Annotated in this window: 14 protein-coding genes; 3 read left to right on the forward strand and 11 right to left on the reverse strand. The window is 41.7% G+C overall.

Annotated elements, in window-relative coordinates:
* The first annotated feature begins 62 nt into the window (after positions 1-62).
* Both LCM09_RS06610 and LCM09_RS06615 read left to right on the forward strand, forming a co-directional pair.
* On the forward strand, positions 63-989 hold the full coding sequence (locus tag LCM09_RS06610) for a glycerophosphodiester phosphodiesterase (RefSeq protein ID WP_224879767.1): 927 nt from the start codon (positions 63-65) through the stop codon (positions 987-989).
* Positions 990-1,308: 319 nt separating this feature from the next.
* A complete protein-coding gene (locus tag LCM09_RS06615) occupies positions 1,309-2,682 on the forward strand; it encodes a M28 family metallopeptidase (protein ID WP_224879769.1) in 1,374 nt (457 codons plus the stop codon).
* Between the two features lie 68 nt (positions 2,683-2,750).
* Here LCM09_RS06615 and LCM09_RS06620 read toward each other — a convergent pair whose 3' ends face one another.
* Positions 2,751-3,668: an ankyrin repeat domain-containing protein gene (locus LCM09_RS06620; RefSeq protein ID WP_224879771.1), complete on the reverse strand. Its 918-nt coding sequence runs from the start codon at positions 3,666-3,668 to the stop codon at positions 2,751-2,753.
* A 154-nt stretch (positions 3,669-3,822) separates the two neighbouring features.
* On the opposite strand from LCM09_RS06620, the gene LCM09_RS06625 reads away from it, so the two are divergent.
* Entirely contained in the window at positions 3,823-4,299 is a 477-nt protein-coding gene (locus LCM09_RS06625; RefSeq protein WP_224879773.1) for a hypothetical protein, read from the forward strand.
* 71 nt (positions 4,300-4,370) lie between these two features.
* Here the strand turns inward: LCM09_RS06625 and LCM09_RS06630 are convergent, their stop codons facing one another.
* From LCM09_RS06630 to LCM09_RS06675, 10 genes are all read right to left on the reverse strand, one after another.
* Entirely contained in the window at positions 4,371-4,955 is a 585-nt protein-coding gene (locus LCM09_RS06630) for a transposase (protein ID WP_224879775.1), read from the reverse strand.
* Positions 4,956-5,166: 211 nt separating this feature from the next.
* Complete coding sequence (locus LCM09_RS06635) at positions 5,167-6,129, reverse strand: 2-hydroxyacid dehydrogenase (RefSeq protein ID WP_224879777.1); 963 nt, start codon at positions 6,127-6,129, stop codon at positions 5,167-5,169.
* A 170-nt stretch (positions 6,130-6,299) separates the two neighbouring features.
* A complete protein-coding gene (locus tag LCM09_RS06640; RefSeq protein ID WP_318246490.1) occupies positions 6,300-7,805 on the reverse strand; it encodes a class I adenylate-forming enzyme family protein in 1,506 nt (501 codons plus the stop codon).
* A 46-nt stretch (positions 7,806-7,851) separates the two neighbouring features.
* Positions 7,852-8,592 carry a 3-oxoacyl-ACP reductase FabG gene (gene fabG / locus LCM09_RS06645; RefSeq protein ID WP_224879779.1) on the reverse strand — a complete coding sequence of 247 codons (741 nt, stop codon included), beginning with the start codon at positions 8,590-8,592 and terminating at the stop codon, positions 7,852-7,854.
* A gap of 11 nt (positions 8,593-8,603) precedes the next feature.
* Positions 8,604-9,503 (reverse strand): intracellular short-chain-length polyhydroxyalkanoate depolymerase, encoded by a 900-nt coding sequence (gene phaZ / locus LCM09_RS06650; protein ID WP_224879782.1) that lies wholly within the window; start codon positions 9,501-9,503, stop codon positions 8,604-8,606.
* Complete coding sequence (locus LCM09_RS06655) at positions 9,500-10,522, reverse strand: 3-oxoacyl-ACP synthase (RefSeq protein WP_224879784.1); 1,023 nt, start codon at positions 10,520-10,522, stop codon at positions 9,500-9,502. Before LCM09_RS06655 ends, phaZ begins: the two co-directional genes overlap by 4 nt.
* Positions 10,523-10,530: 8 nt before the next feature.
* A complete protein-coding gene (locus LCM09_RS06660) occupies positions 10,531-11,532 on the reverse strand; it encodes a branched-chain amino acid ABC transporter permease (RefSeq protein WP_224879786.1) in 1,002 nt (333 codons plus the stop codon).
* A gap of 4 nt (positions 11,533-11,536) precedes the next feature.
* Positions 11,537-12,397 (reverse strand): branched-chain amino acid ABC transporter permease, encoded by an 861-nt coding sequence (locus LCM09_RS06665; protein WP_224879788.1) that lies wholly within the window; start codon positions 12,395-12,397, stop codon positions 11,537-11,539.
* 15 nt (positions 12,398-12,412) lie between these two features.
* Positions 12,413-13,120 carry an ABC transporter ATP-binding protein gene (locus LCM09_RS06670; protein ID WP_224879790.1) on the reverse strand — a complete coding sequence of 236 codons (708 nt, stop codon included), beginning with the start codon at positions 13,118-13,120 and terminating at the stop codon, positions 12,413-12,415.
* Entirely contained in the window at positions 13,104-13,868 is a 765-nt protein-coding gene (locus LCM09_RS06675; RefSeq protein ID WP_224879793.1) for an ABC transporter ATP-binding protein, read from the reverse strand. Before LCM09_RS06675 ends, LCM09_RS06670 begins: the two co-directional genes overlap by 17 nt.
* Positions 13,869-13,888: the final 20 nt, after the last annotated feature.

Raw genomic sequence — 13,888 nt, forward strand, 5'->3', positions numbered from 1 at the left:
CCAAAGAAAGGAACATTGTAAACGCCCGTTTACAAAGGGGGAAAATTGAAAGGATGGTTAGAATGAAAAGAATATTCAAAGCAACAGTACTATCTCTTAGTCTTCTATTATTCCTCAGTACGATTACAGGTAATACGACGCTAGCATCACCTCAAGATAATCAATCCGAGATAGATTCTAATGAACGATTAAACGTAGCGCACCGCGGAGCTTCTGGCCATGCACCTGAGCACACGATTCCTTCATACGAGCTTGGTGATCAAATGAATGGGGACTATATTGAAATTGATCTCCAAATGACAAAAGACGGGGTCCTGGTTGCAATGCACGATGAGACAGTTGACCGCACCACTGATGGTACAGGTCTTGTAAAGGACTATACACTTGAAGAACTGAAGAAATTAGACGCTGGAAGTTGGTTTAACGAAGAAAATCCTGAGAAAGCAAAGCCTTCTTACGAGGGACTAGAAGTACCAACACTTGAAGAAGTTATCCAAACGTTTGGTAAAGACAAACGCTATTACATTGAAACGAAATCTCCAGAAGTTTACCCTGGTATGGAAAAAGAACTACTTCGCGTTTTAGAGAAATATGAACTTACACCTGAGAACGAAGAGCGCGGAACAGTTTTGATTCAATCTTTCAGTAAAGCGAGTCTATTAAAAATGCATGACCTTGCACCAAACATGCCTTTAGTACAATTAATTCATTATGTAACTCCAGCTACTATTACTAATCAAGAACTACAAGAGATTAATCGTTACGCTGTTGGAGTAGGAATGTCTTACAATCAAATTGATCAAGAGTACGTTGAAAAAGTAAGAGAATCAGGATTGCTTATTCACCCCTACACAGTGAATGAAAAAGAAGACATGAAACGCCTTCTTGACTGGGGTGTAACTGGAATGTTTACGAATTATCCAGACCGATTGGACGATGTTATGGATGATTTTGAAGATGAGGATGAGAATGAAGAGGATGAAGATTAAAAGTCAATCCAACCATTTCAAGAAGTCCGGTATGAGCTCCCCTCATGCCGGACTTTTTTATTTCTATTATTAAAATAGGGGCACACAGTCCTTGTTTTAACTATTTTTCGGTTGGTGCCACTCACTTTTTTCAAAATGATTACTATGGCACATTTTTTCTACAAACAGCTTCAAATTTTGATAAAATTTTACATATTTTCATGAGTAGAAAGTACGGAAAATGAAGAAATAATACGCATTATAGTACGAGGTGTAATTTGCTTAATATTCTAACAATGGAATAATGTTCTTTGTATATCAATTCAAAGGAGGATTTCATTTGTATCGTAAAATCTTAACAGCTGCACTCGTTGCAGGTCTTGTTCTCAGTCCCGTTGGTATGTCTGCAGATGCAAACCAGTCTAAACCTAACAACCAATCCGATCATGCATTTGATAACAAAGTCATTAAGAAAATCAGCTCTGAAAGAATGTACAATACTATTGCGCTATTGTCAGAGCAACCCCGTGCTGCCGGTACAGAAGGTGAATATGAAGCTGTACAGTACATAAAGAGTCAGTTCGAGGAGTATGGATATGAAACTGAAGTACAATCCTTCCCAATCTACAACTGGGATTCTGGCACATCTTCTATAACTCTTGAAGAAGGTAGTTTTGAAGCTGACACTCAATCTTTCTATGCATCTCTTAATGCTAGTGTTACAGCTCCGCTAGAATATGTAGGGTTCGCTTCCCCTGAAGAGGTCAGTGAGGATGTTGAGGGTAAAATTGCTCTTATCGAACGTGGTAAATATAGTTTCTATGAAAAAGTTCAAAATGTATTGGCAAAAGGAGCAGTGGGCGTAATTATGTTCAATAAAGAAGGCGAGTCAGGTAATGATTTTGGAATTCTTTATCAAGGACAGAATATACCTGCTGTAGCCGTTGAACGAGAAGCTGGGTTAGATTTAGTGAATCGTCTTAGTAGCGGAGAAATAAAAGCCACAGTTTCCGTTCAGGATGCTAACTTCATTCCAAAAACCTCCTACAATGTAGTTGCCAAAAAAGAGCCTCATCCTAATAAAGACAATGGCCAAATCATCTCCATCGGCGCTCATCATGATTCTGTGCCTGGAGGTCCCGGTGCGAATGACGATGCTTCAGGAGTTGCTGCGACTCTTGAATTAGCAAGAATTATGGCAAAGACACCAACAGACACGGAACTCAGATTTGTAACATTCGGCGCTGAAGAGAAAGGTTTATGGGGCTCATATCATTATGCTGATTCACTATCTGATGAGGAAATCGATAATAGTGTCGCTCATTTTCAATTAGATATGGTGGGTAGTAAAGACTCTGGAGATTTAATTATGTTCACTCCAGACGGTGAGAAAAATCTTGTGACCGACATTGGCGCGTCTGCAGGAGCAAGAATTTCTGAAGTCGTAGATTACGGCCAGCTTGGTCGCAGCGACCATGTTCCATTCTTTGAAAAAGGTATCCCAGCTGCATTGTTTATTCACGCCCCATTGGAGCCATGGTACCACTCTCCTGAAGATACGTTAGATAAAATCAGTAAAGAAAAACTTCAAAACGTAACTGAAATTGTCGGGGCATCCGTTTACCAAATTGCTAGACCAGACACTCCTGCTTTAGAAAACGCTAATGTTGCTCCTAGCCCGGCCGATTATGATTTTGATTATCGACCATTATAACGAAATCGTCAGCCCCTCACTAGAGGGGCTGATTCATGTTATACCTACAAAGGTTCCGCTCGGCCCCTTCACCACCCGTAATGTACAAGTAGATTAGCAATCTCTTTATTCGCCCCCGCTAGTGTATTAACTTCTTTCCTTTCCTCCTCTAATCGAGGATATGCTCCATAAATAAGAAGCGTTTCTACAAGCTCTAATTGATTCCCTTCAATCGCTTTATGTATTAATAATTCACCCTCTATCGAACTATTCGGGTCTCCACCCTTTGCTAGTAACCTTGCTAACATGTCAGCCGATTTTCCTTCTGATATCGCAATGGATAGAGCATTATCATCTCCTTCTTCAACTGCAAAGTTAGGATTTGCTCCTGCATTTAGAAGCAACGTGACTAGCGTTTCGTCTTCTCCCTTAAGCGCATAATTAAGGAGAGTCGTTTCTGTACCTTTGATCGATAATATTTGATTCGGGCTGTATCCATTATGTAATAGGATACCAATCAGATCACTTTGAGCTTCTTCAACAGCCTTGATCAGCATGGCTTCATTCCCGATCTCAAAGTGTGCCCCACTCTTCAAAAGAAGATCGACTATTTCATAGTGTTGAGCTTTTGCAGCGATTGCTAAAAGTTCATCACCTTCATGTGCATCCTTTTCACCAGCTCCGGCACGAAGTAACACTTCTACAAGGTTGCTATTCCCTTGATTCACAGCATACGCTAATGGTGTTTGACCGTTTTCATCCTCTATATCTGGATCGACTCCTCCTTCAATGAGAGAAGCAATCTCATCACTATCATCGCTAAGATCAGCTGAAGTAACTATGCTCCAAAAGCGTTCTTCGTCAGAGATTTTCTTAGGTACTTCAGGATTTTGATCCTCAACTGTTTCAGCACTGGAAACCTTATGAGAGTCAGAAGACAACTCCATCGTATTGCATCCCAACATAAATGAAAGAAACAGTATTCCCATCAACAGTTTACAGTTCATTAGCTCTCCTCCTGAAGCAAGTTCTATTCTTTTTCTAGTATAACCTTTAAAAGAGACGGTAAGGGGAAATACTCTGAAAAGTACAACTACTTTGAATGGGACAACTCAGGTAGCTCATACACTTTAATAGTCAAGCCACAAGGAGGAACACACCTTGTCGCATTTCAAAACTCGTCGCCAACCTGGAGGCGGCGCTAAATTCTTGATCATCATCATTATTATTTTATTGTTAGGTGGTAGTGTTACAGTTTGGATTTGGCACCAACCAAAAGCTCGAGCTTCGGATGCCGTGAAAGAATTTTATAGATATGAGCAAAAAGGAGAATACACAAAATCGTGGAAGTTGTTTCACACTGAAATGAGGAATCGCTTTTCAGACGAACAGTATAGTAAGTTACGAGCCGAGTTTTTAACACAAGATACCTTCGCAAAGGCATATACTTTTAAAGTTAGTAAAATGAAAACAAAAAAGAATTGGAAAACACCTGGAAGCGGTCAAGTTTTAACAAAAGTGTATGTCACGACCGTGACCCAAACCTTTAATAACGATTTTGGTAACTTCAAGATCGTGCAAGATGTGCTCGTCACAAAGGAAGATGGGGAATACCGAATACTGTGGAATTATAACTAGCGTACATTTGTATCAATCAAACGTTTGTTTAACATCGAGGTACTTGCATGAACAGGCACCTCGATTGTTATTTATGCCTTTACAGAATGGGAATTTAGAAGTTCTCTTTGTAACACATTAACGTAATTACAATACTCCTCTCTTTTTTCTTTTATTGTTCCTGGATAGCCCTCTAACAACACAGAGGTTTTTAGATATGGAACAACCCGTGACCGACCTGAGAAATAATGGGAATAGATTGACCATTTGTACGCTTGGGGTTGGGTGCTAATACCTGCCTTGACGGGATTAAGGTGGATGTAACGGCTAACTTCCAACATATCACCAACGGTTTCTAAGACTTCACCAAAATACCGCCTTTCAAAAACATGACCAGTTAACTCGTAGCGTGAGTTAAAGTAAGTTGCATAGCGTTTATTAATGATCGCCATTATTTTAGAGATAGGGAAGTGTTGTGATCGAAGCTGAAGATGATAGTGGTTACTTAATAAACAATATGAAGAGATTTCAAATGGATAAGATTCGTAGACTTCTTCGAGGATGTAGAAGAAAACGCGATAATCCTTGTCGTCTTTAAACAGAAGATCTTTACGGTTACCTCTGCTTACAATGTGATAAAAATGATTCGGAAGCCAAACTCTGCGTTTTCTCACCATGGGGGTGTCAGGCTGATTATTCGATGACGGGTAATTAGCGAACGGGGTTGATACATCGTTCTCACTTTCTTCTCTCCTTCGTATTTAGTAGTAAATAACATTATTCCCCCTTTCATAGTAGTTTCAGATTACTTGTCTCACACTAACATCGTCAATACATTCTCTCCGACAACGTTCGAGGTAGTTCGGGCGGTGCCTGGCACCCGCCCTTCTACACTACTTTATTCGGTGGATCTCCTCCTGCCAAGACGTCCAGCAAATTCGTTGCTGCAAGATCTGCCATCTTCATCCTTGTCGCAATACTCGCACTGCCTATATGCGGTAAGGTGACGAGATTTGGTAACGATAATAGTGGATGGTTCAATGAAACAGGCTCTTCTTCAAACACATCAAGGCCAGCAGCCCAAATTGATTTTTCCTTTAACGCATCATAAAGCGCCTTTTCGTTTACGATTCCACCTCTTGCTGTGTTGATGATAATGGCGCTTTCTTTCATACGATCCAATTCCTCTTTATCGATCATATTCTTTGTTTCAGGGGTGAACGGAGTTAACACACAGACAAAATCACTTTCACGTAATAATGTATGTAACTCTGTATAGTGAAGCTCTAGTCGTCCTTCTGCTTCTCGATTCTGGCTCCGATTATGATAAAGCACCTTCATGTCAAACCCCTTAGCGCGCTTGGCTACTGCTTCGCCAATCCTTCCGAGACCAATAATACCTAGTGTTGCACCGTGAATATCCTGTCCGGTAAGCTGCATCGGCGACCAGGTTTTCCACTCGCCATTCCGCAAATACTCTGAAGCCTCGGGAATTCTTCTAGCAGTCGCCATCAATAAAGAAAATGTAAGATCTGCAGTTGTTTCTGTCAAAACGCCAGGTGTATTTGTAACTGTCACACCTCGCTCTTTTGCAGCGTCAATATCGATGTTGTTATAGCCGACTGCCATGTTTGCGATTACTTTGAGCTTGTCTGCTCGATCTAAGAGTGGTGCGTCGATTTGTTCTGTAAGTAAACAGTAGAGACCATCAACGTCTTTGATCTCTTCTTCAAGTACTTCTCTCGGTACAGGCCTTTCTTCCTCTTCCCACATTCTAATCTCACAGGTCTCACTCAAACGCTCAACGATTACGTCAGGTAGTTTTCTTGTTACATAGACTTTTCGTTTCATATGAGATTCGCCCCTCCCTCACAGTTCCATTCTATACGTTATAGACAATACGTTAAGCTTTTACCCTCTTTATTCCTGCTAATCACCAATAAATGTTGATAATAGTAGCTTTGAAAAAATCAAAATAAAAGCGAATCCAGTAAGCTTGTTTCGCTTTTGAGAGGCATTTATTAACGATCCACTTGTATACGATTTCCTTCAATCGCACGCATGACAAGCTTATTTCGATCGATTTTTCCAACTGAAGTCTTTGGCAATTCTTTGATCACATATATTTCCGTCGGTACCTTAAATGCAGCGAGAGTCATCTTCATGAACGCCTTCAATTCTTCAACATCAAGCTCCATAGAAGCTTTTGGAGACACAAAGGCAACTGGCTTCTGTCCCCACTTTTCATCATCTATTCCTACAATTGCAGCTTCATCCACATGAGTGTGGCGAAGTAGAACATTCTCAATTTCTACAGGATAGATATTCTCTCCACCTGAAATGATCATTTCTTTTTTTCTACCTACAATATAGAAATCTCCGTCACTGTCGCACCGAGCAAGGTCACCAGTATGAAGCCACCCATTTTGTAGTGCCTTTTTCGTTGCTTCGTCATTTCTGAAATATTCTTTAAACACATGTTTACCTCGAATCAACAGTTCGCCAACCTTGCCAGCTTCGACGGTCATACCGTTTTCGTCAACGATCTTCACATCATTAAATAGCATTGGTTTTCCAATAGACCCTCTCTTTATGACAGACTGTTTAGGATCGATATAAAAATTATTAGGACCAGCTTCAGTTAATCCATACCCTTCTTTAAATGGTAGCCCACGCTGTTTGAATCTCTCGTAAATTAGATCTGGACAAGGTGCACCACCAGACAAGAATACGTTCACAGATGCAAAGGCATACCTATCAAAATGTTGGTCGGTTACAATCATATGGTACATGGTTGGAACAAACAGAACGATCGTACATTTGAAATCATGTAGAAGTCCCATCGCCTCGTCCGGTGAAAATTTGTTTGCTACCACCACTGTTCCTCCAGCCATTAGAACTGGTAGTGACAGCGCATTGAGTCCGCCGGTATGAAACATCGGCAGATAAGTTAACGTTGTATCCTTCTGGGATAAGCTCCAGCTGATAATCGTATTGTAAGCATTCCAATTAACGGAACGGTAGGACAATACAGCACCCTTAGCCTTACCTGTGGTTCCCCCCGTATAAATCATCATCCATGGGTCTTCTTCCTCAAGGTTAATAAGAGGCAAAAACGTTGCATTAACATCGGTTAACAAAGGGATTTCGATAGAAACGCTAGGGACTCTTTTATTTACACATCTCGTCACTAGTGCTTTTGTATGCTGGTCAAATATGACAAGGGTTGGGTCTGAATGATCGATTAGTTCAGATAGTTCCTGTTCTGAAAGTCGCCAATTGAGTGGAACGAATATAGCTCCGAGCTTTTTACATCCAAACAATACTTCAAACATTTCGGGGGCATTATGGGCTAACACCACAACCCGATCTCCCTTTGACACACCGTTTCTTTGTAAGTACGCACCCCACTGGAGTGCTCTTTCATTCAGCTGACAATAAGTCCACTCTCTATTCGAATCCCCATCAATTAACGCGATTTCATCCGGGAATAGAATGGCTCTTCGTTCCATCCAGTCAAGTTCCACTTCTTTTCATCCCCTCCCCACAAAAAACATGTTGAGCTAAAAATCATTACATCATAATGCCTCCATCAACGTGAAGAGCCGTTCCATTCACATAATCAGATTCATCACTTGCTAGAAACAAATACGCATTCGCAATATCTGCTGGTTTTCCAAGTCGTTTTACAGGAACCATTGCAACCATCTTTTCGATTACTTTCTCAGGTACTGCAGCTACCATCCCTGTTTCTGTAAACCCAGGAACGACTGCGTTCACGTTAACTCCTTTTCCACCCAGTTCCTTCGCCCATGTTTTCGTCATCCCTACAACTGCAGCCTTAGCTGCTGCATAATTTGTTTGACCTACGTTTCCATATACGCCGCTGACCGAAGACGTATTAATAATCTTCCCTTTCCCCTGCTTCACCATATAAGGCGTCACAGCCTGAGCACAGTAGAAAACCCCATTTACATTCACGTCCATCACTTTTTTAAAATCTTCTCCGCTCATTTTGTGAAGCATGCTATCTCTTGTAATTCCAGCATTGTTAATGAGAATATCGATTGTTCCATAAGCATCAGCTATTTCCTTCATCGTAGTATGAACATCTTCCTCGTCTGCAACATCAAGCCGGAAGAACCTTACATCATACCCAGCTGATTGTAGCTCTTCCGCTTTCTCCCGGCCTACTTCCTCATTAAAGTCGACCATTGCAACGCGTGCACCTTCTTTAGCAAAACGTTCCGTTGCAGCGAAACCAATTCCGTTCGCACCACCTGTGATAACAGCTACCTTATCTTGAAGTCGCATATCGTCTCCTCCTATTTCTCCAAAAAATCAACAATGATAGCATTCAGCTGTTCAACATCGTCCACAAAGGGAGAGTGACCAGATTCCGGTAACTCTTTGAATGTTGCATAATCTCCAAGATCCTGGGCGATCTCATCTGCCATTTCCTTCGTAATAACAAGGTCACGTTCACCCCTTAGAACGAGAACAGGTATAGCCACGTCTTTAGCCTGGTTCGTTCCTTTAGAAATCACATTATCAACGGAGCTTATGTTAAATGTATTGAGTGCGTGGTATACGTCAGCTAGGTTTCGCTGCGTAAGCATATCATCCACATACGCTTCGTATCGTTCCTTATCAGGTTGATTATGGGTATAGATAAGCGAGTTCCATATTGTTTTTAGAAGCTCACGGTTGTTTGTGTCATAAGCTTGTTGAATTGGAATTGTTCTCATCAGATCTTTTTCAACTTCTTCAACCGTTTGAAGTCTTCTATCGAAATTCGGCGTGCCATCCGAATGCGCTTCAAAGAATGGATACCCTCTTGTCGATGCGGAAGCAATGAGGACAAGCTTGTTGCAATATCCCGGGTATTGCGCTTCAAACTGCATACAAACCGCTCCCCCAGTAGACCACCCGATCAGAGTAAAGTCTTCTAATTTCATCTCATCGACGAAGTATTTCAGGTCTTCAGCAAAGTCTTGAATAGAGTTGATACGTTCTTTATAAGACGATTCACCAAATCCCCTCATATCGATTGCAATGAGCGTGTATTCGTTTGAGAATGTCTCAAAAAACAAATCCCAATGTTTCGATGACGTCATATTGCCGTGAACGAGTAATATCGTTTTTTCTCCGCCTTTTCGTTTTCGATAGCCTATCTCTTCTCCATTTGAAAGTTTTACTTTCTTATCGGCTGGTAGTGTAATCATGCGATTCCCTCCTCATTTCCCCAAACGATTGTTGTTGCCCCCCAGGCATATCCGATCCCAGCAGAGACAAGGACAATCACGTCACCAGACTTGATTTTCCCTTGTTCCTCAGCTAACTGTAGCGATAGGATCTGATCGATTTGCCCGATATGGCCATAGTCTTCTAAGTAAATCGAATGTTCTTCTGTTAGTCCAAGTTCACGTAGCACAAAATCATGGGCTGATTTTTTCATATGCAACATCCCTATGTAGGCGATGTCACTCTCTTCTTTTCCACTCTTATGAAGAGATTTTCGAATGACAGATAAGAAATTATCCATAGACTTTTGTTCCAGTCTTTTCTTCATTCCAACGGGATCTTTTACGTCCAATCGATATGTTCCTAATTCTAGTTCGCGACACGTAATTGGATTCTTCGTACCTCCTGCCGTAACGACAACGTCTTCCGAAAACGAACCATCCGTCATGATATGTGACTCTAGAAGCATGTTCTTCTTAAAACCATTCTGCAAAATCAGTGCGCCGCCACCAGCTCCGAGGTTAAACATAAAGCGTGTCCGCTCATTGGAATAATCGATGAAATCGCCATTTCGATAGCCACCTGCAAGAAGGACTGTCTTAATTTCGTCATCCGTTTGCATCAAGCTTTTCGCTAGCTTGAGAGCCATGATCGTCGTGCCGCATCTAAGGGCGGTATCAAACCCCCAGGCATGGTGCGCACCAATCGCTTCTTGTGTTTTAAGTGCAGCTGTCCAAAGCGGATACTCTTTGTATTCCTCTCCAATATAAATTACAAGATCGATGTCTTTTCCTGTCATCCCAGCCTCTTTAAGCGCGCTTTCAGCAGCTCGAATACCCATTTCACATGTATGGTCCTCTTCGCCTGGTACTGCTTTTCTTTTAATGCCTAACCTTGTTTCCACTACATCTGTAGGAAGTCCTGCTTTCTGAGCGATCTCTTCCCCCGTTATATATGAATCTGGAATATATACACCTGTACTAACGATTCCAATACTCATCCCTTCACCTACCCTGCGATTCGCTTATTCTTGTTTTTCGTCTTTACCTTAGATGGTTTTCTCTTCCACCTTATCTCCCTAAGCGATCCAACAATGCCTTTTGGAAAGAACATCACTGCAAGAATATATAAGATCCCAAAAAAGATAATCCAGCGTTCAAAAATCGCATAGAACTTGCCAAGCTCTGTTAACCAGTGATGTGACACTTCAATGATCGCTGCCCCAATAATCGGACCGATCAACGTACCAACACCACCGAGGATTGTCATCAAAAGGGCATCAAGAGTAACATCTAGAGCGAATACACTTGTGTTTACGAAGCGAAGTGACATCACATACAAGGAACCTGCGACACTAGCGATTACACCAGCAACTACACTTGAGATAAGCTTATAATGTATCGTTTTAAACCCAAGTGATTGGGTCCGCGCCTCGTTTTCTCGAACAGCGACGAGTACTTTACCCATTGGTGAATTCGTAAGTCTCATAAGTAAAAAGAAGACGGCTACCATTAAGAGGAGGCAGATGAGATAAAAGGAAAGGCGATCTCTCATAATGTCTGGCACCCTGAACGTAAACCCATCATTACCAAGAGTAAGTGAACGCCATTTCTCTGCTACTACAAGAAACAAACCAGCAAGCGCAAGGGTTAGCATGGCGTAAAAGTGATTACTAAGTCTAAGCGTTAACAGTCCTACAAAGTAACTAACGATTGCAGCGATGACCATACCTACCGCCATTGAGACGATTAGCCACAACAAGGTTGGCTCGAATCGACTTAGCAACACACCTGTTGAATAAGCACCAATTCCAAAGAACATCGCATGCCCAAATGAAACGATCCCAGTGTAGCCGAGTAACAAATCATAGCTCATCGCAAAAATCGCGAGGATGAAGATTTGCGTTAGCATGATCATTAAGCTCCTAGAGTCGTTAACGAATGGAAGTAGAATGAGCAATGCGCTACAAACGAGAAGCCATACTGGACTTTTATTGAGTTGTTTTAACATCTGCTCACCCCTTTACACCGAATAGACCCTGTGGCCTTACAACTAGCACAACGGCCATCAAGAGCATATTTACAGCTAGAGAAAGATCTGGAACATAATATGTCATGAATGCCCCTGAGAGGCCGATCAGCATTGCTGCGAACAAGGAACCAACGAAGTTTCCCATCCCGCCGATCACCACAACGATAAAGGCAAGAATTGCGAAGTCCATTCCCATCTCCGCATAGATGACGCCAGAATAAGGGGCAAGCAAGACGCCACCTAGCGCAGCCATCGCGGAACCAATCATGAACACGAGCATGAATACTTTCTTAATATTGATCCCGAGTGCCTGCACCATTTCTTTGTTCATAACACCCGCTCTAACGGTAAGACCAATCTTAGTATTCTTTAGAACATAATGAACGAGAGCAAATACCATCACGCCGATAAGAATAATGAACGCACGGTATTTAATAATGACCACATCACCTAACTGCCAGCTTCCTGCTAAGTAATCAGGAGGAGAAGCTACGATTTGATTTGGTCCAAAGACTACTTTTAACATCTCAGAAAGAACAAGCATGAGACCAAGCGTAATCAGAATCTGCTGAACGTGATTCCCATACACTGGCTGAATGATAAAGCGTTCAGTAACAAACCCTAGAATAATACCTGTTAGAATCGCGCCAGCAATTGCTGCCATGAAACTTCCAGTCATTCCATATACCCAGACACCGCTATAAGCTCCCCAAGCAAAAAGACCACCGTGAGCGAAATTCAAAACATCCATCAACCCAAAGATGAGCGTTAATCCTGCTGCTAATAAAAAGATCAACATTCCGGTTGCAAGTCCATTGATGGTTAAGTTTAATAGAAGATCCATCTTCCCACCTCTTTTCTATGCGATACCAAGGTATTTACGTTTTAGCTCCTCGTTATCAGCAAGTTCCTTCATGTTTCCAGTGTCTACGCTTCTTCCATCATCGATAATGTAATAGGTATCTCCAACACCCATCGCCATTCTAAAATTCTGTTCAACAAGTACGATCGTTGTTTCATCTTTCATTTCCATAATCGATTCCATTACTTTCTCTACAACAATAGGCGCAAGGCCTTTACTAGGTTCGTCGATGAGTAAAAGCTCATTTTTATTAAGGTAAGCTCTTGCGATCGAAAGCATCTGCTTTTGTCCACCACTTAAGTACCCGCCCTGCTTTTTCCAATATGTTTTTAAATCGGGGAAGAGCGTAAGGATTTTATCCAACCGTGCAAGCGTCGCATCATCCTGCTTCTGCATCGCAATCTTCATATTTTCTTCTACCGTTAGCTCCCCAAATATCCCCTGATCCTCTGGAACAAACCCAATGCCACGATTTGCGATATGATAGGTTGCAAGCTTTGAAATGTCTTCACCGTTAAAATTAATGCGGCCATCTTGTATAGGGTTTAGTCCCATAATCGATCGCAAAGAAGTCGTTTTTCCTGCTCCGTTTCGTCCTAGTAAAACAGTAACTTCACCTTTTTTAACCTGAAACGAGACACCTTGGAGGATATGATACTGCCCTATATACGTCTCGATATCGTTAACTTCAAGCAGTGTGGTCATCGTACAACCCTCCTAAATACGCATTCTGCACCGTTTCATTCGTCATAATTTCTTGAGGCGTCCCTTCAGCTAGTAACCTGCCATTAAAAAGAACGATGATTCGATCTGAGAGATTCATAATCATATCCATCTTGTGTTCGATCAACAAAATCGTTCGATCACCTGAAGACTTGATATCCTCGATGATTTTTAAGATTGCAGGAACTTCCTCTAATGACATGCCCGCAGTCGGTTCATCAAGTAAAAGTAGTTCTGTCTTTAATGCTAGCAACATCGCAATTTCTAGCTTTCGCTTCTCTCCATGTGCTAGATTACTTGCAAGAGCGTCCGCTTGTTTCGCCATCATGACTTGCTCGAGTAAATGGAAAGCCTCTTCGGTCATTTTCTTATACGACCTGAAATGCTTAAGCATTTGATAACGAACCCCTGCTTGTGACTGAACGGCAAGACGAACATTTTCAAGAACGGTTAAGTTAGGAAAAACATTCGTGATTTGAAAAGAACGACCGATTCCTTTTCGCGTACGTATGGTAGAAGGTAGTTTCGTAATCTCTTCGTTTTTGAAGAAAATGTTTCCCTTCGTAGGCTTTAACTGCCCGCTCAATAGGTTGAACAACGTCGTCTTACCAGCACCGTTCGGGCCGATGATGGATGTGAACGATTGCTCTTCGATGGAGAGATCTACTGAATTTACTGCCACCTGTCCGCCAAATGCGATCGTTAAATCTTTTGTCTCCAATATGCTCATGCTTGAATACCTCCCAACAT

Origin of the sequence: Guptibacillus algicola, assembly GCF_020171805.1 — a bacterium.
GTDB classification, from domain to species: Bacteria; Bacillota; Bacilli; order Bacillales; family Guptibacillaceae; genus Guptibacillus; species Guptibacillus algicola.

Bases quoted from the DNA above. Each gene is read 5' to 3' on its own strand.
- LCM09_RS06620 (WP_224879771.1), bottom strand. From the start codon at position 3,668: ATGAACTGTAAACTGTTGATGGGAATACTGTTTCTTTCATTTATGTTG.
- LCM09_RS06630 (WP_224879775.1), bottom strand. From the start codon at position 4,955: ATGGTGAGAAAACGCAGAGTTTGGCTTCCGAATCATTTTTATCACATT.
- LCM09_RS06635 (WP_224879777.1), bottom strand. From the start codon at position 6,129: ATGAAACGAAAAGTCTATGTAACAAGAAAACTACCTGACGTAATCGTT.
- LCM09_RS06660 (WP_224879786.1), bottom strand. From the start codon at position 11,532: ATGTTAAAACAACTCAATAAAAGTCCAGTATGGCTTCTCGTTTGTAGC.
- LCM09_RS06610 (WP_224879767.1), top strand. From the start codon at position 63: ATGAAAAGAATATTCAAAGCAACAGTACTATCTCTTAGTCTTCTATTA.
- fabG (WP_224879779.1), bottom strand. From the start codon at position 8,592: ATGCGACTTCAAGATAAGGTAGCTGTTATCACAGGTGGTGCGAACGGA.
- LCM09_RS06675 (WP_224879793.1), bottom strand. From the start codon at position 13,868: ATGAGCATATTGGAGACAAAAGATTTAACGATCGCATTTGGCGGACAG.
- LCM09_RS06655 (WP_224879784.1), bottom strand. From the start codon at position 10,522: ATGAGTATTGGAATCGTTAGTACAGGTGTATATATTCCAGATTCATAT.
- LCM09_RS06670 (WP_224879790.1), bottom strand. From the start codon at position 13,120: ATGACCACACTGCTTGAAGTTAACGATATCGAGACGTATATAGGGCAG.
- phaZ (WP_224879782.1), bottom strand. From the start codon at position 9,503: ATGATTACACTACCAGCCGATAAGAAAGTAAAACTTTCAAATGGAGAA.
- LCM09_RS06665 (WP_224879788.1), bottom strand. From the start codon at position 12,397: ATGGATCTTCTATTAAACTTAACCATCAATGGACTTGCAACCGGAATG.